The following is a 21,800-nucleotide window of genomic DNA, read 5'->3' as shown; positions in this document are numbered from 1 at the left end:
TGCACGCCTCTCATACAAAATATTCCACGCAAGAGGCGCCTGCCGTTTCAAGGCCCTCCTCGGGACATATATTAGGAGAAAGTTTACCAATTGGAGCCTATCAGACATTTTGTAAGACAGAGGAGATGTGTATCTTGAGTTTGCCTATTGTGTTTATTCACAGAACGGCTGAAGAGCATGTAGGAATATGCGTGCAACAGGCGAAATACAGCAATCCTTCCTCTCGTGTCATTCTTATTGGAAGGCCAGAAACCAAGCAACTTAGTACCGAAAATACGGAGCACTACCTGTTGAGTAAGTATTTCAAAAGCGCCCAAGCTTACTCTTTTGTTTACAAGCACTCCTCCCCCACCCCCTACGAATACAATCTGTTCTGCTTCCAACGCTGGTTTATTCTACGCGATTTTATGAGGAGTCAGGGTATCGATCGTTGCTGCTACCTGGACTCTGACGTGATGCTCTACACCGACATCAGCAAGCAAAACGACAAGGATTTCCACGATTTCACATTCGAGTTTACCTGGACAACAGTGTGCGACTTGGATAAACTCGATCAATTCTGCGAATACACCAACAAATTTTTCCGCGATCCTCTACACTATGAGAACTTGCTTCAATTTGCAAAAGAAATCGGTGATGTTCCTATTTCAGATATGGTATTGTTTACTCTTTTTCACAATTACGCGCTTCGCCGTGGCGCTACGTATGGCTTGGTTGCAAACGGCTTTTTCGATCATAATCTCAATTGTCCGTTTGCCCCATCCTGTCCGCAAGCAAACAGCTTGGAAACGAAGAAACAGATCTATCAAAAGGACGGCATGCTCTTTTGCAAAATAACAGAGACGAATAACTACCTCCCAGCTCATTCCTTGCATTTTCAAGGACATGCAAAAGGATACATCCCCTATTTTCGCTCACAAGACATCCCGAATACAGATGATTACATGTATTTCGACTATCCGACCTGCAAATGGGTGCGAGCCGAGCCCTAATCCCAATAAAATTCCCTTTGGAAACGAGCTGTGCGCCGTGCCATTTTTCACATTTTTCCATATTCATAATATGTTAAGCTGTTCATCCTTCGCTATGAGCATCATGGACAGGGGGGATTCGACTCATGAAGGCATTGATTACCGGAGTAACGGGATTTGCCGGCAGTCACTTGGCTGAATATCTACTGTCGCGGGGGGATGTGGATGTTTACGGCACATTCCGGTCCCTTACCAAAAAAGAGCAGCTGGGGCACCTGATGGACCGCGTGCATATGGAAAACTGTGAATTAAAAGATCCCCAATCTGTAAATGAACTCATCCAGAGAATAAAGCCTGATCTCCTTTTTCACCTAGCTGCCCAAAGCTTCGTCCCCACCTCGGTGTCGTCTCCTGCAGATACGATGGTGAACAATATTGTCCCACAGTTAAATTTGTTCGAGGCGGTACGCAACCATGCTGTTCCGTGCAAGATTCAAATCGCTTGCTCCAGTGAGGAATATGGTTTGGTCTATCCGGAGGAAATCCCTATTAAGGAGACCAATCCCCTCCGTCCCCTCAATCCATACGCAGTCAGTAAAATTGCCCAGGATTATCTCGGGTATCAATATCATCACAGTTACGGTCTGGCGATCATCCGTACCCGTACGTTCCATCATACAGGGCCTAGAAGAGGCGAAAGCTATGTCACCTCCAATTTTGCCAAACAAATAGCCCAGATTGAGCTCGGTCTTCAAGAGCCAAAAGTGCACGTCGGAAATCTCAGTGCAATTCGAGACTTCACAGATGTCCGTGATATTGTCAAGGCGTATTGGTTGGCGCTTACTCGAGGCGAACCAGGCGATGTATATAACATATCCGCTGGTACTCGCTATACCATCGAGGACATGTTGAAGACGTTGCTGGCACTGACCGATGTGCAGGTGGAAATACATGTCGACACTGATCGACTAAGGCCCTCCGATGTAGATATCGTATTGGGTGACTCTTCGCTGTTTCGAAAAAAGACTGGGTGGGAGCCCGAAATCTCCTTCCAGCAAACGATGGAAGATTTATTGAATTACTGGCGCTCTGTGCTACGCCAACATAACAGCTCTTGAAAACGTCGAGTGGATGTTTAGAAAAAATCAGGAGGAACCTCTATGTCCATGCAATCCCTTCCTCTCGTGAGTGTTATCACCCCTTCATACAACCAAGCAAAATTCATCAAACGAACAATTGATAGCGTACTGACGCAAGACTATCCCCATATTGAGCTTATCGTGGTTGATGGCGCCTCAACGGACGGTACAGTGGGCATCTTGCAGCAGTATAGCCATCTGCAAGACCGCTTCCGCTTCGTTTCCGAACCTGATCGCGGCCAATCCCATGCCATCAATAAAGGATTGCAAATGGCACGTGGTGAGATTATCGGTTGGCTCAATTCGGATGATACGTATTTTCCCGGTGCCATTCGAAAGGCTGTGGCAGCCTTGCAGCAGCATCCTGATTGGGGCGTGGTATACGGGAAAGGGCTCCATATTGATGAGAATGACAAAGTAAAGTATCCGTACATTTGGGTAGAGTTTGACCGAAAAAAATTGTTTAATTTCAACCTCATCTGCCAACCCGCTGCTTTCCTGCGCAAACATGCCTTTGAAGCAGTTGGTGGTGTAAATGAAGAACACGACTGGTGCATGGATTACGATCTGTGGAACCGGATCTCCCTGCATTATCCGATTGGTTCGATACCAGAGTTTTTGGCCAATTCCCGCTTGTACAGCGCGTGTAAAACGTACGTTTATGAATTGGAGCCAGGCTTTTCCGAAATTTTGAAAACAAGCGTGAAGCATCATGGCACCATCTCGAATGAATGGCTCTATCACTATACGCAGAAGCATTACAATCAAGGAGCATTTTGGTTTCTCCACAAGCTAAAAGCGTATCATGCGTTCGGTCCCTCTCCTCAAATCATCGCATCCAACCGCTACTCAGACGCATGGGCTCCCCAAAACCTGCGAATGACCATTGAAGCCAGCCATGGACCGATGCACGCTTTGCTTATCAAAGGAAGCAACCATAATACCGCCCCTCTCCTGCATTTCCATGTCATGAGGAATGGGAAACTCGTACACAAATTCCAAGTTACCCACGAGCGTTTTCAAGTCTTGATTCCCATTACCTCAGAGGGACAGCGATGTGAAGTGAGTATTTTTTGCAGCCAGCAGATCCTTCAGAGCCACCCCAACAATCCTAAAGTCAAACGCTCTATCAGCTACCACCTAGAAGAAGTCCTCCCACTTTCCTATGAGGAGTACCAATTTTATCAGGAATTCACCAAAGGCAAGGCCCAAATCGAACAATGGGTAAATCGCAGAGTCCCATCGCCTCGAACATGAATGCGGACGAGAAAGGCAGGTTGACACGAATTGAATCTGGCGAAAAAACGGATTGTGGTTACTGGCGGATCAGGATTTCTAGGAAGCCACGTCGTTCATCAATTGCGCAAATTGGACTGTACGGACATCTTCATCCCTAGAAGCCATGAATACGATCTTCGCAAAGAACATGATGTGAACAAGATGTTGCAAGATTTCCGTCCCGATATCATTCTTCACTTGGCTGCCGTCGTCGGCGGTATCGGCGCGAATCAAAAAAATCCCGGAAAATACTTTTACGATAATTTGATCATGGGGACCCAGCTTATAGAGCAATCCCGGTTATTCGGTGTCGAAAAATTCGTAGCCATCGGAACCATTTGCTCCTATCCGAAGCATGCTCCCGTACCGTTCCAGGAAGAAAATATATGGAATGGTTACCCTGAAGAAACCAATGCTCCGTATGGCTTAGCCAAGAAAATGATGCTGGTACAATCGCAAGCTTATCGCGAGCAATACGGGTTCAATTCCATTTATTTGCTCCCTGTCAATTTGTACGGTCCAGGCGACAACTTCGATTTGGAAACCTCTCACGTCATCCCTGCCGTCATTCGAAAATGCGTGGACGCTATACGAAATGGTGAAAAGAAGATCGTGCTCTGGGGATCAGGGAGCGTGACGAGAGAGTTCATCTATGTCGAAGATGCGGCACAGGCGATTATTGCTGCTACACAGCGCTATGATCAATCGGAACCGGTCAATATCGGCTCCGGCCACGAAATTTCCATAAAAAATTTAGCCGAAATCATCAGGCAGCTAAGTGGCTTCCAAGGAGAGATCGAGTGGGATAAAACCAAGCCTGACGGACAACCGCGCCGCCTGCTGGATGTGACCAAAGCAAAAGAACGATTCGGCTTCGTGGCACAAACTTCCTTACTCGCTGGCTTGGAAAAAACGATCGCTTGGTACATGGCACATCCTCACGTACAAGGGAGGATTCCTACATGAGAGTCGGAATCAATCTGATGTCAGTGATTCCTGGCAAAATCGGCGGGATGGAACAGTATGTCAGGAACTTGCTGGCCTACTCGATGAATGCTGGGGACGGCCATCAGTGGTTTCTTTTTTTATCGTCACACAATTTCCATACCTTTGAGGCGCAAAAAAATGTGCGCAAATTCATGATCCCCGACCACGGGAATGCACACGCGATGCTTCATTTCTGGATTAACTCCTTGCAGTTGAATTTGTGGTTTTGTCCGTTGCTTGTCTTGAATCCAGCTGATGTCACAATCCCTTCTGTTATCAACATTCCTGATATCCAGCATGAGTATTACCCGGAGTTTTTCGATGCTCATTCCTTGCGCTGGCGAAAAGACAACTACCAATCGTCTGCACAGCGTTGCAGTGCCGTGCTGACTCTCTCGGAGTTTTCCAAACAAACGATCCTCCAAAAATTCGAGCTTCCTCCGCACAAAGTACATGCGATCCACCTGGATGCTTCGCGGGAATTTTCCTTGCCGCATAATGAGGCACTCAACCAACAGGTCATACAAAAATATACGCTGCCCAGTGGCTACGGCTTTTTCCCTGCGAATACATGGCATCATAAAAATCACCTGAATGTATTCAAAGCACTCGTCACTTTGCGGGACAAACACAATATACGGATTCCCATGGTTTTCACCGGTTTTGCTCAAGAGGCTCATCAGAATGTCATGAATTACATCACGAATAACCAGCTGTGGAACCAAGTCAAATGGCTCCACTACGTACCACAGGAAGAGATGCCTTACTTGTATCGGAATGCCCAGTTCCTTTGCTTCCCTTCCCTTTTCGAAGGCTTTGGCATACCGCTGGTAGAGGCCATGAAGTCCAACATTCCAATCGTTTGCTCCAATGCAGGGAGCATTCCTGAGGTGGTAGGTGACGCTGCTCTCACCTTCGATCCGAATATTTCCGACGATATCGCGGTGAAACTCGCCCATCTTTATTTGTCACCTGACGCAAGAGCAGAGCTGGTTGCCAAAGGCATCCATCAAGCCAAGCACTTTTCGTGGGAGAAATGCGCGCGCGAAACGCTGGCTGTCTTTTCTTCCGTCGCACGCTAATGTCAATTGAAAGGAGGTCATCTTTGTATGTCACGCATGCAGCAAATTCGGGAGACGTGGAGGAAGGAGCGCCGAATCCCCTTTCCATTAACAGAACAAGAAACGTGGGATTTTTGGATATTGGAAGCACCGACAACCGATTTGAAAAAGTCGAAGATCAAACATATAGCAAAAACGATGGGCATACGCACCTTGATCGAGACAGGTACGTTTAAGGGCGACATGTTGCAAGCGATGAAAAACCATTTTGACTTGCTCGTTTCCATCGAGCTGGATGAAGCCTTGTTTATAGCGGCAAAAGAGAGATTTTCAGGCGACAGCCACATCCATATCCTCCACGGTGACAGTGGAACAGTATTGACCAACCTGATGCACTCTGTTACATCACCTTGCCTGTTTTGGCTGGACGGTCATTACATCCCCCGCTCAACTGAGGCAGCCAAAGGAGACCTAGACACCCCAATCTTGCATGAGCTGGCTGCCATTCTGCAGCATTTTGTTCAAAATCACGTCATTTTGATTGATGATGCTCGTTGCTTTATTGGTCCCAATCCATTGTTGAACGATTATCCCACTATCCAAGAACTACGAGAATTCGTTCATTCTATTCGTCCCGACCTCTTATTCGTCGTAGGAAATGACATCATCATGATCTACAATCCACTTGAAGGAGCAACGAATTCGATGAAGAAAGTTGACTTTCACCTGCCGTTTGACAATCAAACCTTTACCGTCTATGGGGACGGCTCTGATCAAAGCGTCCTGTACTTTATGGATTATTACAAAGGATACTATGAAGACTACGTTATCCTTCCTCTGAAAAAAATCGTACAACCTGACCATGTTTGCCTAGACATCGGTGCGAACATCGGTCCGATCTCACTCGCTCTGAGCTATCTTGCGCCCCAAGGCAAGGTGTACGCATTCGAACCCTCCGATGTCAATTATCCTTATCTCCTGCGAAACCTGTCCGAGAATCACATCACCAATGTCGAACCACTCCAGCTCGGAATAGCAGACCGGAACGGGAACATCCATTTTAAAGACGACCCGCGTGGAGGCGGATGGTCTTATATCCCGCATGAGCCAGAAGACGTGGAGAAATCCACCCAATTCATATCATGTGTCAGGCTGGATGACTGGGTAGAGCAGAATATGATATCGCGCATCGACCTCATTAAAATTGACGTAGAAGGCTCGGAGGTCATCGTCTTGGAAAGTGCAATGCGAACGCTTAAGCAGTGGGACCCGGATGTGATCATTGAATTCAACCCAGAGAGCATCAAGGAAAACTTCGGCAGACATCCACTCGTGTTATACACACTGCTGGAGAAATTGTTTACCCATCTTTATATGTTTAAGCGGGACAATACGGTGGTAAAAGTGAAGAACTACAACCACTTACTAGATGAAATGAAACCTTTCCACGCTGATCTGTTCTGTACAAACAAGACTTTCCTCGATTAAGGGCACACGAAAAAACATGGCTGCAGGCTCGCCATGTTTTTTGTTTCGCTTCTATTTGAAAGTGGCCATTACCTTTTTCAAACCTTCCTCCAGCTTCACTTGATGATTCCATCCTAGTGCTTGAAGCGGTCGATTATCCGCTTGTGAATGCATGATTTCCATATCTGTATAAGCAATCGATCCGAACTTCAGAACCGTGCTTGATTTGGTTATCTGATGAACCAGTTCTACAAACTCGCGGATCGAAGTAGCAGTACCTGTCCCTACCTGGTATTCCGTAAAGCCTGCGGGTAGACGGTCAGCATGCGCCAACAGCACGCGAAAGGCAGAAACAACATCATCCACATAAATAAAGTCCCTTGCTTGCTTTCCTTCTGTAAGCCTTAGTTCAGGCTGATTTTCGAGACAGCTTTTGATGACAGTCGAGACAAATTTATTCGTATTGTCATAAGGACCATACAGATGCTCCAGCCTGATGTTTATGAATGGCAGGGAAGATGTATCTGCTAGGCATTTTCCCCATTCTCGAAACTGACGCTTCGTCAAATTGTATGGTTGTAGATGCTTGGATAATCGGACGGGCGCACTGGAAAACGTATCTGTATTCAGAAAAACAGGGGTGTCAAAGCGCATAGCCACATCCAGCAGTTTCAGCGGAAAGGTCACATTGGCGTCTACCATCGTGGCATTGCTCTCGTTGTTGCGTCCATAACAGGTTGCCGTATGGATGATCGCATCGATTCTCCCCTGCTCGAAAAAAGGAGCTTCCCATTGACCGCAATCCGTATCATACGTAATCAAATCAGGTAATATGTCCTGGATACGCGAGCAATCGGAGGTGCTCCTTTTCAAAATGATGACGGTATGTCCGTCCAATCGCAGCGCTTTTACGAGCTGGCTTCCGAGAAAGCCTGTCGCGCCGGTCACAAGTATCTTCATTTGGGATCGCTCCCCTTCACCTGCTTTATACCCAGTTCAAGTCGATGTTGTGAATTCGTTTTTCTTGCATGACCCTCCGAAAGTGATCGGCTTTCGCTTTCAAGTCTTCGATCAGCCATTCATGATTTTCTACGACGATTTTTTCTATTTGCAGGTGTAAATTTTGCTCCACGATTTTTTCCAACAGTTCAAATTCTGCCCCCTCGATATCCATTTTGATCAATTTGATCGGACGATTGAGCATTTGGATAAACTGTGTCAAATCGATCACCTCTACCTCTACATACTTTTCGGGATTCGTAACTGGATGATTAGTCAGAAGAGAAGAGGCATAAGCAGACCCTGCCGGATCCGTATGGTAGAGATCATGCAAATGCAAGCGTAGCTTATCGTTTTTATGCCAAACCGCTTTGTTTATACATATGACATTGGGATAGGATCCCACCCTTTTTTTCAATTCCTCAAATACGTATGGATTCGGTTCAAACGCAAAGACGAGGGCGCCTTTATCCGCCATTTTTTGAGAAATGAGCCCGTGATTTGCCCCACAATCGATCGTTATGTCCCCGTATCCGATCGGAGAAAAAACCTCTTCACTGTTCTCGTTTAATCCGCCCACTCCTGCCTCCTCCTTCATATTCGGCTGGTTGCCCATGCTCCTTTTCCGGATTTCCACAGTTCTTCCAAGTAGTTTTTATCTCTGAGCGTATCCATTGGATGCCAAAAACCGGTATGCTTGAAGGCCATCAGTTGATTCGCCTTGGCCAAGCTCTCCAGCGGCTCTTTTTCCAATACCGTCTCATCACCCGCAATATAGTCAAGTACGCCCGGCTCCATAACAAAAAAACCAGCATTGATCCAGCCGCCGTCCCCCTTTGGCTTCTCTTGGAATCCTCTTACGGTGTTCCCATTGGCAATATCCAATGCTCCGAATCGGCCTGGCGGTTGAGTCGTAGTGATCGTTGCGAGTTTTTTATGCGTGCGATGAAATTTTACCAGCTGTTCAATATCAATGTTGGATAAGCCATCTCCATACGTCAGCATGAATGTTTCTTCTCCCACATACTTCTGTATCCGCTTCACCCTTCCACCTGTCCCTGTGTCTTTCCCCGTATCAATCAATGTGACTCGCCAAGGCGCAGCATTATGGTTGTGAAAAGTGACCTGATTGTCATTACGAAAATCAAACGTCACATCAGAATGGTGAAGGAAGTAGTGCGCGAAGTACTCCTTGATCATGTAGCCTTTGTAACCGAGACAGATGATGAAATCATGGAAACCGTACTTGGAATAAATGGACATGATATGACAAATGATGGGCCAATCACCGATCTCAATGAGCGGCTTCGGACGAAGATGCGTTTCTTCTCCAATGCGCGTGCCATACCCTCCTGCTAGGATGACGACTTTCATTGGTTGCCCTCCTTCCTCTGTTGTTCATTGGGTCCTATCTGTATACGCTGCGATTTGGGCCAAACAGATTTCCCTTACGTCTTGCTTTTGCTGATAAGCCTTATGCCAAAAAATGATACTGTCCAAGGTCTGCTCGAGTGACCAGTTGGGCTTCCAGCCTATTACACTTTTGGCTTTGGAACAGTCCAGCTTTAAATATTGGGCTTCGTGCCACTGTGGATCTGTTCGCTCTGCTTCAAAGCAGGCACCAGCTCCCCATCGCTCACACAACTGCTGGACGATCCACTCTACCGATTTGGCATCTTCCTCATTCGGACCAAAATTCCAGCTCTGGGCGTAATCCTTGCCATTTCCCCACATTTTTTCTGCGAGCATTAAATACCCCTTCAATGGCTCAAGGACGTGCTGCCACGGCCGAATCGCTTTTGGATTTCGGATGGTGATTTTTTCTCCCTTTATCAAGGCACTCAGGCAATCCGGTATCAAGCGATCAAGAGCCCAATCGCCGCCGCCGATTACATTGCCTGCTCGCGCTGAAGCAATAGCTACGCCATGCTGGTGATACCGATCGGGGTGAAAGAAAGCATTGCGATAGGAGGCAGTCACCTGCTCCGAACATGCTTTACTGCTGGAATACGGGTCATAGCCGCCCAATACATCTTGCTCACGGTATCCCCACACCCACTCCCGGTTTTCATAAACCTTATCCGTCGTAACATTGATGATTGCTTTGATTTTCATACCGTTCTGCACAGCCACTCTCGCCGCTTCGAGTACATTCACCGTACCCATGACATTGATTTCGTAGGTTTCCGCCGGATATTGATACGATAGACGCACCAGCGGCTGAGCGGCCATGTGAATGATGATATCCGGGTTTGCTTGGTTGATCGCTTTTTGAACACTTTCCTTCGATCTGACATCATCAATGATCGAATCAACCAATGAGCTGATTTTGGCACACTGAAAAATACTCGGATTCGTCGGCGGCGACAGCGCATACCCTGTTACCTTCGCCCCTAAATGATGCAGCCATAAGCAAAGCCATGACCCTTTGAACCCCGTATGACCTGTGATCAACACTTTTTTGTCTCGCCAAAACGCTGGATCAATCATCGTGATCACCGTGCTTCCCTAACTGCTCCAGGATCGCTGACCACGTCATTCCGAGTCGAACGATATCTTCTTCCACCAGCTGACTTCCCATCTGTACTTCGATGAATTCCAGCTCAGACGTAGCTTTGATTGCATGTTTGGCTCCTACCGGGATTTGCAATACGTTACCTGGTACAACCTGGCTCAGCTGATCATCCAAAATGAACTCGCCGTAGCCCTCTACGATGATCCATACTTCGCTACGGTGGTGATGGTACTGATAGCTCAAATTTTTCCCGGCGTATACATGGATTCTTTTCGTTAATACTTCCACGTCGTCTTCATTCTTCTGTAAATGCATAACCTGATACCATCCCCAGCGCCGCTCTTCATACATTGGGCGCTTTGTCCAATTCAAAGCCAAATTTTTGACCATATGGCTTTGTTCCTTAGAAGAAACGAGAATGCCATCAGGACTGGCCGCCACGATCATATCCGATAAACCGATGGACACGATAGGTATGTCCAATTCGTTGATAACATGTGTATTCGTGCAACTCTCATCGATCAAAACCTTACCGATTGCATTCCCGCTCATTTCTTCTGTGAGCGTATTCCACGTCCCTAAGTCCTTCCAGTCTCCGTCATACGGGAGAACGACTACTTTCTCTGCCTTTTCTACAATCTCATAGTCAAAGCTGATGGCAGGCATTTGGCTATATTGCTCAAGCATGCGGTTATATTCAGTAGGCAATCCTTTTTGCTCCAATTCGCGAATCAGATAACCCAATCGAAAAGCAAAAATTCCACAATTCCATAGGGCCTTCTTTTCTACTAAATCCTGCGCTTGCTCAAGTGTCGGCTTTTCTTTGAAGCTTTTTACTTTTTGATAGGCATAAGGCCTTTCACCCTGACCCGACTCTGATTCCAGCTTTGGAACAATGTAACCGTATTTCGTAGATGGGTACGTAGGCTTCACTCCGATTAATGCAAGATTCGCACCTGATCTGAGTATGACGTTCTCCAGCTCCTTGATCCTGTCCATGAAGCGCTCCTCAACGAATGGATCGACAGGCATGATGGCAATGACTTCATCCGGGTCCATTGTCAAAGCAGAGTACAAATAGGTCACCGCTAAAGCAATGGCAGGGAAGGTATCCCTTTTTTCCGGCTCCACGATCAAAGGAACGCCTTCTCCAAGTTGGCTTTGAAGCAAGTCAATATGCGAACGGCCTGTTGAAATATAAACAGGCTCCGACCAATTGCGGGAGGCTAGCTGCCTCCACACTCGTTGAACCATCGCCTCTGGTTGGGCATGTGCATTGCCTATCAACTTCAAGAACTGTTTGGACCTGACATCATTGGAGAGCGGCCACAGCCTTTTCCCTGAACCACCCGATAGTAATATCAGTTTCACCCAGGCCACCTCTATCCGTTTATCGTGTTGTATGCACCATCTTATGCGTTTGTCGCAGTCGATGCTCTATGATCCAATGAAAATGGTCAAATAACACGAGGGATGATAGAAGCCTATAAAAACTGAATCCATCGATTGGAAATATAATCGAAAATGTAAGAACCTGTTTGGGGGAGATAGGGAGCCGTAAAAAACTTCATATGGTGCTTCGTGTATCCTTGAAAATGAAGAGAAAACAACGGCACAAATTGACTCGTTGCCTTATCCTTGCAGCACAGGACACCATTTATCGAGTAAATTTTCTTAAAGCCATACAAGTTCTCCACCGAAGCAGACTGCTGAATATTGCCGTCAAAAATGCCATCATGAAACAAGCCGTTCGTCATTTGGTAATCCTTGAATTGTGCAAGAAATAGCAAGGCCAGCACCATGTCTGTAATTAAAGGCTGATTGAATCTGACATGTTCCTTTCTCTGCATCGTGTAATGAACGACTTTCGCGAATGTAATCGGATTGGCAAACTGAGACGTCATGAACTCGCAAAATTGTTCTAGCTTCTGCCTATCTAAGAAATTGGTCCATACGAATTCCATCATAAAGTTGTCAAAGCGCGGATGGTTTACGTCGGTAAACAGCATGACATCCGTATCGATATAACAGCATTTCGGAATCTGATGCTTTTTCATAAACGCCAACAAAATAAACCATCTTTGAAAACAAAATAGGTTGTATTCATAGGGCATGAAATGAATATGTTTATAGACTCTCGTCATTTCGATAGCGGCAGGCATGTAATCGTCTACCATCTCGTGAATGATGCCGTTCATAGCATACCTTCTGTTTCCCCCATTCCCTATCAGATAGACGGGCGAATGGGGATTGCTTCTTTTTGCTTGCTGCAAGCTGTATGTGAGATAATCATCGTCCCCGCGATGGATGATCACGATAGGCAAGGCCATACTTTTTCCGCCTCCTTTTTCTCCCCATACTTTATGTACGTGACAGACAACGAGAAACGGGCATATGCCTTTTTTCCGAAAACATGCATGTTGGCAAGCAACTTTAGACGTGAATAGGACGAAATTAATGCATTTATATTATTTCCCCCAGCACGGTCCGAACATATCGTATAGGGCAAGCACTCTGCAATGAAGGGGGACATGTCGATGGGAAGATTTTGGACAGATCAGGAAATTCTCGATGAGATCAGCAAACGGCGATGGTACCATAAGATCGCACTGCGACCCGGTATTGTCACACCCGGGATTACGCTTCTGGAAGGTATATGGAATATGACGAGACAATCCAGAGAATACATCCAATATTCGGGGAAACGCGTCCTTGATCTCGCTAGTTTTGACGGAATGTGGGCGTTTGAAGCGGAGCAAAGAGGGGCAAGTCTTGTTGTGGCTACGGACTGTATGCAGCCGCTCTATTTGAATTTTGAGTTTTGCAAGAACATCCTGCAAAGCAAAGTTTTGCCGCTGTATAATACCAGCCCATATAAATTATGGGAAGGGCTGCAAGTATTGCTGATGGACGATTTTATTGAACCCCTGCCGTTCCCACATCAAATTCGGCACAATCAATTTGATGTCGTCCAGCATCTTGGTCTGCTCTATCATCTACGCGATCCGATGTGGACATTGTCACAATGCAGGAGCGTGATTAAACCAGGTGGGCACCTCTTGTTGGAAACAGCCTGTATTTTGGATACAACCCAATCGATCATGGTCTACAACGGAGCTCCTGGACAAATGAACCGGATTTATAAGGACGATACCACTTGGTGGCTGCCGTCCGTCCTTTGCATCGAGGAGATGCTCAGAGGCACACTGTTTGAAATCATTCCTGAATCGGTTCGAACCATCCCTTCCGGCAGAATCAACAATTACGATGCGGGTCGCATCAGCCTCGTGGCAAGAGCCATTTCTGGCAAAGAGATCGACCCTAACTGCCACGCGGAATTGCTCCGTATCTTCCGCAATCCAGGGATCGTTCCGGACTACCTGTAATCTCCGGGTAAATTGAAATCGGGTGCACAAGATCAACGATGCTTGTGTACCCGATTTTCCATTCTTTCATAGTCTGATGGTAGTGCATGCATTTTTTATGATGGAAAGATGGGAGTGAATCTCGTGTCCCACTCACAGCAACCATTAGTGAGTATCATTACCCCCTCTTACAACCAAGGCCGGTTTATTCGTGAGACCATAAATAGCATATTGACCCAGGACTATGTAAACCTTGAGCATATCGTGGTAGATGGAGGCTCGACTGACGATACCCTCTCCATCTTGCAAGAATATGCACAAAAAGATCCGCGCTTCCGTTTTATTTCCGAACCGGATCGCGGACAGTCTCATGCGCTTAACAAAGGCTTGGCATTGGCAAGAGGGGAAATCATCGGCTGGCTGAATTCAGACGACACCTATGTACCTGGCGCCATTATGAAGGCGGTTCACGCCTTTGCGAGTAACCCCGCCTGGGGAATGCTTCACGGCAATTGCCATGTGATGAACGAGTACGGTCAAGTATCCACCACCTATCCGTCAGAACAGGCTGATTCCAAGAAGTTGTATCAGAGCTGTGTGATTTGCCAGCCATCCGCTTTCATCAGAGCCCACGTCTTCAGGCACATGGGGGGCGTAGATGAAAAATTGCAATTTTGCATGGATTATGACCTGTGGATGCGCATCGCCAAATTTTATCCCATCGGTTATCTACCTCACTATTTAGGAAACGCTCGAATCCACACAGCGTGCAAATCAGCTACACAATGGCATTCCGTCGGCGTACCTGAAGTCTTACGATCTCTTGCAAAAAATTATTCGTCCATACCCAGCCATTGGATATCGTACGTTCCACAATACAAAGGCATGGGTGTACTCGACCTGTTGAGGCTCTACAAGTCCTTTCCATCCAATACAACCAGAATCACAAGCATGAATCGGGGGATGGACTTGTGGGCGCCTCCTGTCCTGCGCGCGATTGTTGAATCAGATCCTTCTGCACCGGCTCAAATGTTGTTAGTAAAGGGCAAAGTCCCTGGCTCCCCCGTAAAATTGCCGAAGCCCATTGTTTTGACTGCGCTCGTGAATGGCGTAAATGTAAAAAGTTATACCGTTGATAAGCCCACCTTTGCCCTCGAAATTCCACTCGATCCGAATGCCACGACGGTTCGTGTGGACATCGCGTCTTCCAGTATCGGTGTACCGAGCACTCCTCAAGTCCAGCAAAGAATCGTAGGAGGATACATGGCCGAAGAGATCATTCCTCTTTCGTATGACGAAGTGATCGTGTACAAAATTTTTTCGAGGAGCTAACCTTTCAACTCGAATATAGTTTTGTCTCAATGACAGCCGCCGCTCCGGCTATGGCAAGCAGGAGCAACAACGGATAGGCGGCTGGCACATACATATACAACCCAACGATCAAAGCGCCCACCCAAATTCCCACGCACCAATGGCAGCTCAACAATCTGCCTATCCATTGGCGCACCCTCCCGCCTTTAAAGTGAAAGTCCCGAACCATTTGCCCCGACTCATCGGGTACATATAACACCTGATAAAATGGGGTTCGCAGAAAAGACGTGATCTCATCAAAAACAATCAAATGCGTGAGACGAAAGCTTGCCAGCACGAGGATGATTAGGTCGATCCAAGAGAGGTCAAACATTCCACCTCCACCTCTTTCCAATATTTTGTGCTTTTCTCATTTGTTCTACATTTAGTACCATTGTGGTGCGACAAATCAGAGAAAGGCGTGATGAGATGAATCGCAACATTAAGAAAATGGCAACGATCCTTTCCCTGTCCGTCCTCGTTACTATGATCGGACAACCTGCATTTGCGAAAACAAGCTTTACCTCTTTGAAAAAAGGGATGAAAAACTCGCGCGTGCTTGAAGTGGAAAAGATGCTCGATGCACTTCATTACGACTACAAGCTGGTAGTGGACAAGACATACAACAGCTACACGGCTTCTAACGTCAAAGCATTTCAGAAAAAATACAAGCTGTCGCAAACCGGGATTGTAAACAAAACCACTTACGATAAACTGAAGAGCGTGTACCAAGCACGCAATCAAGAGAAGCCGACTACGCCGTCCAAGCCTACTGAGCCCACAGAATCCAATAATTACGTTACGCTGAAATTGGGTGCTAGTGGGGAAAGCGTGAAGGAATTGCAAACAATGCTCGCTGGACTCGGATACAAAGTAACTGCTTCGGGTTATTACGATGAATCTACGCGCTTTGCCGTCATGCTATTCCAGTCACGTAATAAGCAAACTTTGACCGGTGAAGCTGACGCCAAAACCTTTACAGCCATAAAAACACAATACAAGAACAATCCAGTACAGCCTAAACCCGATACGAAGCCGACCGTCCCAACGACTCCAACGACTCCCGTAACACCGAGCAAGCCTGAGCAACCACAAAACCCTGGTGCCGGCACACAAGTTCCTCTTCCCGCTGGTTTGACGGCTGAGGAAAAAGAAATGGTTCAACTCGTGAATCAAGAGCGCACCAGCCGTGGTCTCGCACCATATCAAGTGGACATGCAGTTGGTGAACGTTGCACGTGTAAAAGCCCAAGAGATGGTGAACAAAGGCTACTTTAGCCACACCTCTCCCACTTACGGCTCACCGTTTCAAATGATGGACACTTTTGGTATTCGCTATATAGCTGCTGCTGAAAATATTGCGCAAAACTACTCTGTAAGCAGCGCTCATCAAATGTTCATGAATTCCTCCGGGCACAAAGCCAATATCATGAGTCCGACATACGACTACGTAGCCATTGCTGTCGTGAATGGCGGTCCGCACGGGAAAACATTCGTGCAAATGTTCTTAAAAAAATAGAGGCGCGGAACGGAAAAGCCATCATTTCTACTGAAATGGTGGCTTTTCTTCCCTATTAGAAAGACACGGCGATGCGGTTATTTGCCGAAAAGTGCACCGTCTGATCGTTGCACAGTACGACACCCTCGACGACGATTCCCTTCCCCGCTTCTTGTTTCATAAATGAAATCTGAAAGTTTTGGAAGGCTTCCGTCGATTCCGGCGCAATGGTTACAGGTTGGATCGGCGCTATCCAGTATTCCCCTCTCTCCATCGCTTGAGCAAACCAATCGTCTTCCAAGTATCTCCATCCTTTTAAGCCCGATGTACCTTGCACGGCCATCGTCTCCACGAGCTTCGGTGGCAATACTTGCCCTCCCATTTTGATCGAATCGACAGGCGAGACACGCAGGCAAACGATTGGATTTTGAAGTTCAACGTTCCCTGTATTTTTCACCTGAAGCGTCCCAATCAACAGGTACGGCTTCTCAACTGATTCAGAGTGAATCAACGTGTAATCAAAATACACTTCTGCCGTTGTACGCAATTCAACCAGTTCAGGCACTTCTTCGACCGGATGAATGGTCACTACCTGTTCCAGGAGTTCTTCTTCTGCCAAGATCAACAGCTCTTCCCGTTCACTGTCTGACTCGCTGTTTGATTCGCTGTTTACTTCACTATTTGAGTCACTATTTGAGTCACTATTTGAGTCACTGGCCTCAGCACTCTGCTGGTCACTTTCCTGAATCGTGATTGGTTCCTCTGCCAATGGCTTTTCATCTGCTCCCTGCTGACTTTCCTTATCAGAGGTAAAGAGCATCGTGGAATAAAACAGCTTTAAAATATTGGGAGGTAAAAACGCCATTGGTTGAATGTGTAATCCATTTTGGAAATACTCCAAAACCCCTGACGCTAAGTGTAGCGCAATTTTTTCCGCATAGATCTTACGCATGCTCACTTCCGTATAAAGCGGCAGCTGCAACTGGATGTGAACGATCGATGGTTGCTTTTGATTTTTGGTTACTTTATAGTGACACGGGATTCCTGACTGCTGCATTTCTGTACGTAAACACTTGACCAGATCTTGCCGCTTATCATCCTCCGACTGAAAGAAAATCAGTCTCGGTTTTTCCAGTACTCGCATTTCCTTCAAGCTGAAACGTATGGCGACATCCGTATTTTTTGCCAGAGAGGGATTGTTTTGGCTTAAGACAACCTCCATCCCGCTATCAGAAAGAAATTTTTGAACGTTCCCCAATACCTCCCACTCGTAGGCGGTCCCTCCTGAAGAAGATATGCCTGTAAAAAGAACGCAAACTTTTCCTTTCAACCCCGAATCCAGGTCAACTCTTTTATTCGTCGAATCCCACTTCAATTGAAAGCCATTTTGCTTGCAAAATAAACGAAACGCTGGCAGAGCCGCGTATGGCATGGTCCCGCCACGTTGACCACTGTAATATACCTCAACATCCATTCCCATCTCTCCTCACGCACTTTCCTTCAGTCCGCGATATTGTATGAATGCCTAGTGTCCAAAGTGAACATTTTTGGCGATGACTGTTCCGAAGATGCGCTTTGCGCATACGATGCTACAGAAAGGAGTGGTCATATGCCTACCTCACAAATGCCCCTGATCTCCATTATCATTCCTGTAAAAAATGAGGGGGACAATGTGCGTTCTACCATCACTTCCCTTTTGAATACAAGAACCACGTATCCATATGAAGTGATCGTAGTCGATGATGCCTCAACTGATAACGGTTGTCACTTTCTACAAGGCCACAGGCAAAATGAAAAAATAAAATTAATCACAACAGAAGGCATTGGTGCTGCTGCAGCACGAAACTTGGGCGTGAATCACGCACGTGGCAACTACTTCATTTTTTGCGATGCCCATCTGTCTTTTGAAAACTTTTGGATCGATCGCATGATGGAGCTCATCCTTACAAAAAAAGCAGATGGCGTTGCTCCGGGAATCGCCTCCATGACGGAGCCACATAAAATTGGTTATGGGCAAAATCTGAATCAAAAGCTCGAGATCAGCTGGTATCCAAAGCCAACAGGCCCGGCACCGGTTGCGATATTGCCAGGGGGATGCTTCCTGGTCACCAGAGAAGCTTTTATGAAAGTCGGGGGTTTTGACCGTGGTTTTCGCATATGGGGATTTGAAGATATCGAGTTTTCCATCAAAATGTGGCTCTTTGGATATACGTGTCTAGTCCAGCCATCCGTAAAAATTTTGCATTTGTTTAGGCAAGTTCACCCTTACACAATTGCACATGAGCACATTTATTACAATATGCTTCGCATGGCGTACAGCCATTTTAACGAGCAGCGGATTGAGGCAGCGAAAAAACTTGTGCTCTACGCAAATGCGAGTGAAATTGCGGATGATGTGCTGACTTGCGGGGCTGCCGCTCAGCGTGTTCGATACACTGCCCAAAGAAAATTCGACGACAATTGGTTCTTTCAAAAATTTCAAATTCCATTCTGACAAGATAGTGACCTAAAAAATAGGCGCATGCTCAACATGCCAAACTCCCGTTGCCCACATAGTATGTAACTGCAAAGCAAACTCCCTAGGAAAGGAAGGATTCTTACGGTGAAACATCACGTGAAGCCCATTATGGGTCGCCAGCTCCCTACACCGACGCCTACAGCAACTCCTCCTATATCGAACAACCTGCAGGAAGAGTGCATTCGCGTCAATAAGGTGTATGACTGGGTAGTATTAGCGAACAGCTACCGAAACAAGATTGCCCTTCCCGACGATTGTCAAGCTCTGGTAGACGCTGCTATTCGTGCAGGGCAAGATATCACGATCTCCTGCGTTGAGCCAGTTTCTCCTGGTCCTACTTGCAAAGTCGTCAGTATTCGCCGCGAGAACATTATAGTCAATGGAACCACTGTTCGGGTCGGTGTCGTTCGCTTCGTGTTCGGAGCCACTGTGCTCGTTCGCGTCTTCGCAGACGGAACACCTCTCTGCGAATTCACAACGACAGTGCAATTCGATCAGGAAGTCGTTCTCTGCCTGCCTGAACCGCTTGATGAGGACAATATCTTGTGCCGAATCAGTGCTTTCGAGTGCTCACCAACCGGTACTGTTCTCCTCGGTGGCATGGTTCAACTCGACGTCATTGTCTGCGTAGAGATCCAGGTAGAAGCAGAAGTCAAACTGGAAGTATTGGCGAAATTCTGCTCTCCACGTCCAAACAACATTCCAATTCCATCGCCAACGCCATCTTTCCGTTGCCCGCCGATCACATTCCCACCACAATGCCCACCAATCTTCCCAGTACGCAACTGCGATTGCCAGGCGTCCGTCAACGCGTTGGTACCAAACGTCTCCATTTCTATTGGTATCCCACTCGCCATTGCCGTCGGTACGATCCAGCTCATCGCGGATATCTGCCCAAGCTGCGATCCATCCAGCAGCTCGTTTACCTTTAACTTCTTTGATGCTCTCCTGCCTGATGTCCTTGGCGATCAAAGCTTCAGCTTCTCGCCAACGACTATCAGCTCTCCGACATGCATTACTGTACTGCCTATCCTGCCAATTGTGACAGGTCTGATCGTAACAGGTACTGGTGTACGGACATTCACAGCAACAGGCGCACAAGAAACGCTGACCTACTCTCTGACACTCGCCGAAACAGGAATCGGCCTGCCAGACGTTATCATTCTGACACTCACCGACTCTGCTGGTGTCCTCGTCTTCAGTGCTACAATTACAATCGTTCCAGATGAACAATTATTGGTTGCCGATTGCATCACGTTCGGGGATATTGTCATTACCACTCCGTAAGAAAAAATATTCGTTTCCAATCAGGCGGGAGAAGACTAACACTTCTCCCGTTTTTTCTATATAAACCCGTCACTACAATACAGGCACCAATTCCCACCCCGTACATATGTCTATATGGGAAAGCCAGACGGAAAAAGGAGGACAACACTGTGTACAAAAGGAGAATCTCCAATGCGAACAAGTCGAGAGAAAATGAGAAGCTCCTCCTGCTAAAAAAGCAAGCACACTACTACGAAGAAAAAGCAAACCAACTCATGCAAGAAGTGTGGTACCTACAGAAGCAGATAGAGGAAACATCCCAAAAAAATGAAGCATACAGAGAGCAGCTTGAACAATTGAACCAGAACCTCCACGATTTGGACAGCAAAGGGGCAGAATGGAAGCAGCGCTTGAATGATTCACAAGACATGCTTCAAGAAATGAAAAGCAAGCTCGACTACTACGAGCATCTCCTGAAACAACGGGAAAATGCCATAACCGACCACCAGGAAACAGAGGCAAAACTAAAGAGTTCGATCGACAGCTTGCAAACCGAGATCAGAGAGCAACGAAAAGGTCCACGGCTTGAAGAAATCATGTCCAAACATCAAGCGCAGGAATCACACTTACGCGAGCACATAGAATTGCTCCAACGGCGATTACAAAGCTACGAACAAAAAGAGGTACAATGGCAAAAAACGTTACACGAGCAAGATCAGCAGCGGCTGAGTCAAATTGAGGAGATCCTGCATGAACGCCAAAAGCATATAGACATGATAGAACATCTGGAGCAGCAACAGCTCACATGGAAACAAGCTTTGGATCATGTAAATGAAGAGTTTGAGAGTGCGCAGATGAGACAGCACGAGCAACTATCCAAACTGGAATCATTGAATCAGCAGTTGGAGGACGCACGAGCACGGGAAGAGCAGATACTCTCTGACCTACAGCAGCTTACAGAAGCAAGCGCAAATTGGGAGCAGCGGGAGCAGGAACTACAGGTGCGAGAGCAAAACCTCCACGCATTTGAACATAGTCTCACGGCACAGGAGCAGGAACTTCACGATCTTGAGCAAGAGTTGCTGGGGCAAGGGCAGGAACTGCACTCCCTAGCGAGCAGCCTTCAGACGAAAGAGCAGGATCTACTCTCTCTCGAACAAGACCTCCAATCGAAGGGGCAAGATCTGCATTCTCAGACGCAACACCTACAAAAACGGGAGCAGAAACTTCTCGATCATGAACAAGAGCTTCAGACGCAATGGTTAGAACTGCATTCTCAAGCGGATCACCTGCAGACGAAAGAACAAGAGCAACTCACTCTCCATCAAGAGCTCCAGACGAAGGGGCTGGAACTGCATTCTCAGACACAAGAACTTCAAGCACGGCA

The 21,800-nt window shown here is 46.8% G+C and carries 19 protein-coding genes and 1 pseudogene; 12 read left to right on the top strand and 8 right to left on the bottom strand.

The features are described from left to right. Positions 1-125 precede the first annotated feature (125 nt). The 6 genes from C7R92_RS30675 to C7R92_RS30650 all read left to right on the top strand — a co-directional run bounded on the left by C7R92_RS30675 (position 126) and on the right by C7R92_RS30650 (position 6,924). Positions 126-992 carry a hypothetical protein gene (locus C7R92_RS30675; RefSeq protein ID WP_244195876.1) on the top strand — a complete coding sequence of 289 codons (867 nt, stop codon included), beginning with the start codon at positions 126-128 and terminating at the stop codon, positions 990-992. A gap of 125 nt (positions 993-1,117) precedes the next feature. After that, complete coding sequence (locus C7R92_RS30670; RefSeq protein ID WP_106836744.1) at positions 1,118-2,089, top strand: GDP-mannose 4,6-dehydratase; 972 nt, start codon at positions 1,118-1,120, stop codon at positions 2,087-2,089. A 42-nt stretch (positions 2,090-2,131) separates the two neighbouring features. Then, positions 2,132-3,367, top strand: coding sequence for a glycosyltransferase family 2 protein (locus C7R92_RS30665; RefSeq protein WP_069850691.1), 1,236 nt, complete (start codon positions 2,132-2,134; stop codon positions 3,365-3,367). Between the two features lie 30 nt (positions 3,368-3,397). Further along, positions 3,398-4,354: a GDP-L-fucose synthase family protein gene (locus C7R92_RS30660; protein ID WP_106836743.1), complete on the top strand. Its 957-nt coding sequence runs from the start codon at positions 3,398-3,400 to the stop codon at positions 4,352-4,354. Continuing rightward, a complete protein-coding gene (locus tag C7R92_RS30655; RefSeq protein ID WP_106836742.1) occupies positions 4,351-5,457 on the top strand; it encodes a glycosyltransferase family 4 protein in 1,107 nt (368 codons plus the stop codon). Before C7R92_RS30660 ends, C7R92_RS30655 begins: the two co-directional genes overlap by 4 nt. Positions 5,458-5,484: 27 nt before the next feature. After that, on the top strand, positions 5,485-6,924 hold the full coding sequence (locus tag C7R92_RS30650; RefSeq protein WP_069850697.1) for an FkbM family methyltransferase: 1,440 nt from the start codon (positions 5,485-5,487) through the stop codon (positions 6,922-6,924). Between the two features lie 51 nt (positions 6,925-6,975). Here C7R92_RS30650 and C7R92_RS30645 read toward each other — a convergent pair whose 3' ends face one another. The 6 genes from C7R92_RS30645 to C7R92_RS30620 form a co-directional block, all read right to left on the bottom strand. Beyond that, positions 6,976-7,863: an NAD-dependent epimerase/dehydratase family protein gene (locus C7R92_RS30645; RefSeq protein ID WP_106836741.1), complete on the bottom strand. Its 888-nt coding sequence runs from the start codon at positions 7,861-7,863 to the stop codon at positions 6,976-6,978. Positions 7,864-7,888: 25 nt separating this feature from the next. Beyond that, entirely contained in the window at positions 7,889-8,482 is a 594-nt protein-coding gene (locus C7R92_RS30640; protein ID WP_106836740.1) for an FkbM family methyltransferase, read from the bottom strand. Positions 8,483-8,496: 14 nt separating this feature from the next. Further along, complete coding sequence (gene rfbF / locus C7R92_RS30635; protein ID WP_106836739.1) at positions 8,497-9,276, bottom strand: glucose-1-phosphate cytidylyltransferase; 780 nt, start codon at positions 9,274-9,276, stop codon at positions 8,497-8,499. A gap of 24 nt (positions 9,277-9,300) precedes the next feature. Beyond that, positions 9,301-10,392, bottom strand: coding sequence for a CDP-glucose 4,6-dehydratase (rfbG, locus tag C7R92_RS30630; RefSeq protein ID WP_106836738.1), 1,092 nt, complete (start codon positions 10,390-10,392; stop codon positions 9,301-9,303). Continuing rightward, positions 10,385-11,788: a sugar phosphate nucleotidyltransferase gene (locus C7R92_RS30625; protein WP_106836737.1), complete on the bottom strand. Its 1,404-nt coding sequence runs from the start codon at positions 11,786-11,788 to the stop codon at positions 10,385-10,387. Before C7R92_RS30625 ends, rfbG begins: the two co-directional genes overlap by 8 nt. Positions 11,789-11,901: 113 nt before the next feature. Next, positions 11,902-12,747: a hypothetical protein gene (locus tag C7R92_RS30620; RefSeq protein ID WP_106836736.1), complete on the bottom strand. Its 846-nt coding sequence runs from the start codon at positions 12,745-12,747 to the stop codon at positions 11,902-11,904. A gap of 207 nt (positions 12,748-12,954) precedes the next feature. Between C7R92_RS30620 and C7R92_RS30615 the strand changes: the two genes are divergently transcribed. Beyond that, positions 12,955-13,803 carry a DUF1698 domain-containing protein gene (locus C7R92_RS30615; RefSeq protein ID WP_106836735.1) on the top strand — a complete coding sequence of 283 codons (849 nt, stop codon included), beginning with the start codon at positions 12,955-12,957 and terminating at the stop codon, positions 13,801-13,803. 123 nt (positions 13,804-13,926) lie between these two features. Beyond that, positions 13,927-15,114: a glycosyltransferase family 2 protein gene (locus C7R92_RS30610; protein ID WP_069850713.1), complete on the top strand. Its 1,188-nt coding sequence runs from the start codon at positions 13,927-13,929 to the stop codon at positions 15,112-15,114. A gap of 4 nt (positions 15,115-15,118) precedes the next feature. Here C7R92_RS30610 and C7R92_RS30605 read toward each other — a convergent pair whose 3' ends face one another. Then, the gene (locus C7R92_RS30605) at positions 15,119-15,466 is read right to left on the bottom strand and encodes a DUF1360 domain-containing protein (RefSeq protein WP_106836734.1); all 348 of its coding nucleotides are present in this window, start codon (positions 15,464-15,466) and stop codon (positions 15,119-15,121) included. A gap of 95 nt (positions 15,467-15,561) precedes the next feature. On the opposite strand from C7R92_RS30605, the gene C7R92_RS30600 reads away from it, so the two are divergent. Next, positions 15,562-16,650 (top strand): peptidoglycan-binding protein, encoded by a 1,089-nt coding sequence (locus C7R92_RS30600; RefSeq protein WP_106836733.1) that lies wholly within the window; start codon positions 15,562-15,564, stop codon positions 16,648-16,650. Positions 16,651-16,705: 55 nt separating this feature from the next. Here the strand turns inward: C7R92_RS30600 and C7R92_RS30595 are convergent, their stop codons facing one another. Further along, positions 16,706-18,103 (bottom strand): hypothetical protein, encoded by a 1,398-nt coding sequence (locus tag C7R92_RS30595; protein ID WP_106836732.1) that lies wholly within the window; start codon positions 18,101-18,103, stop codon positions 16,706-16,708. Between the two features lie 135 nt (positions 18,104-18,238). Between C7R92_RS30595 and C7R92_RS30590 the strand changes: the two genes are divergently transcribed. From C7R92_RS30590 to C7R92_RS30580, 3 genes and pseudogenes are all read left to right on the top strand, one after another. Next, entirely contained in the window at positions 18,239-19,123 is an 885-nt protein-coding gene (locus C7R92_RS30590) for a glycosyltransferase family 2 protein (RefSeq protein WP_106836731.1), read from the top strand. 108 nt (positions 19,124-19,231) lie between these two features. Next, the gene (locus tag C7R92_RS30585; protein ID WP_106836730.1) at positions 19,232-20,434 is read left to right on the top strand and encodes a BMQ_0737 family morphogenetic spore coat protein; all 1,203 of its coding nucleotides are present in this window, start codon (positions 19,232-19,234) and stop codon (positions 20,432-20,434) included. Between the two features lie 149 nt (positions 20,435-20,583). After that, positions 20,584-21,800: pseudogene (locus C7R92_RS30580) on the top strand (hypothetical protein); the annotation flags it as partial.

The organism is Brevibacillus porteri, from assembly GCF_003013475.1.
Taxonomy (GTDB): domain Bacteria; phylum Bacillota; class Bacilli; order Brevibacillales; family Brevibacillaceae; genus Brevibacillus; species Brevibacillus porteri.
The sequence above is the reverse complement of the archived record's forward strand: the minus strand, read 5'-3'. Positions and strand labels throughout refer to the sequence as shown.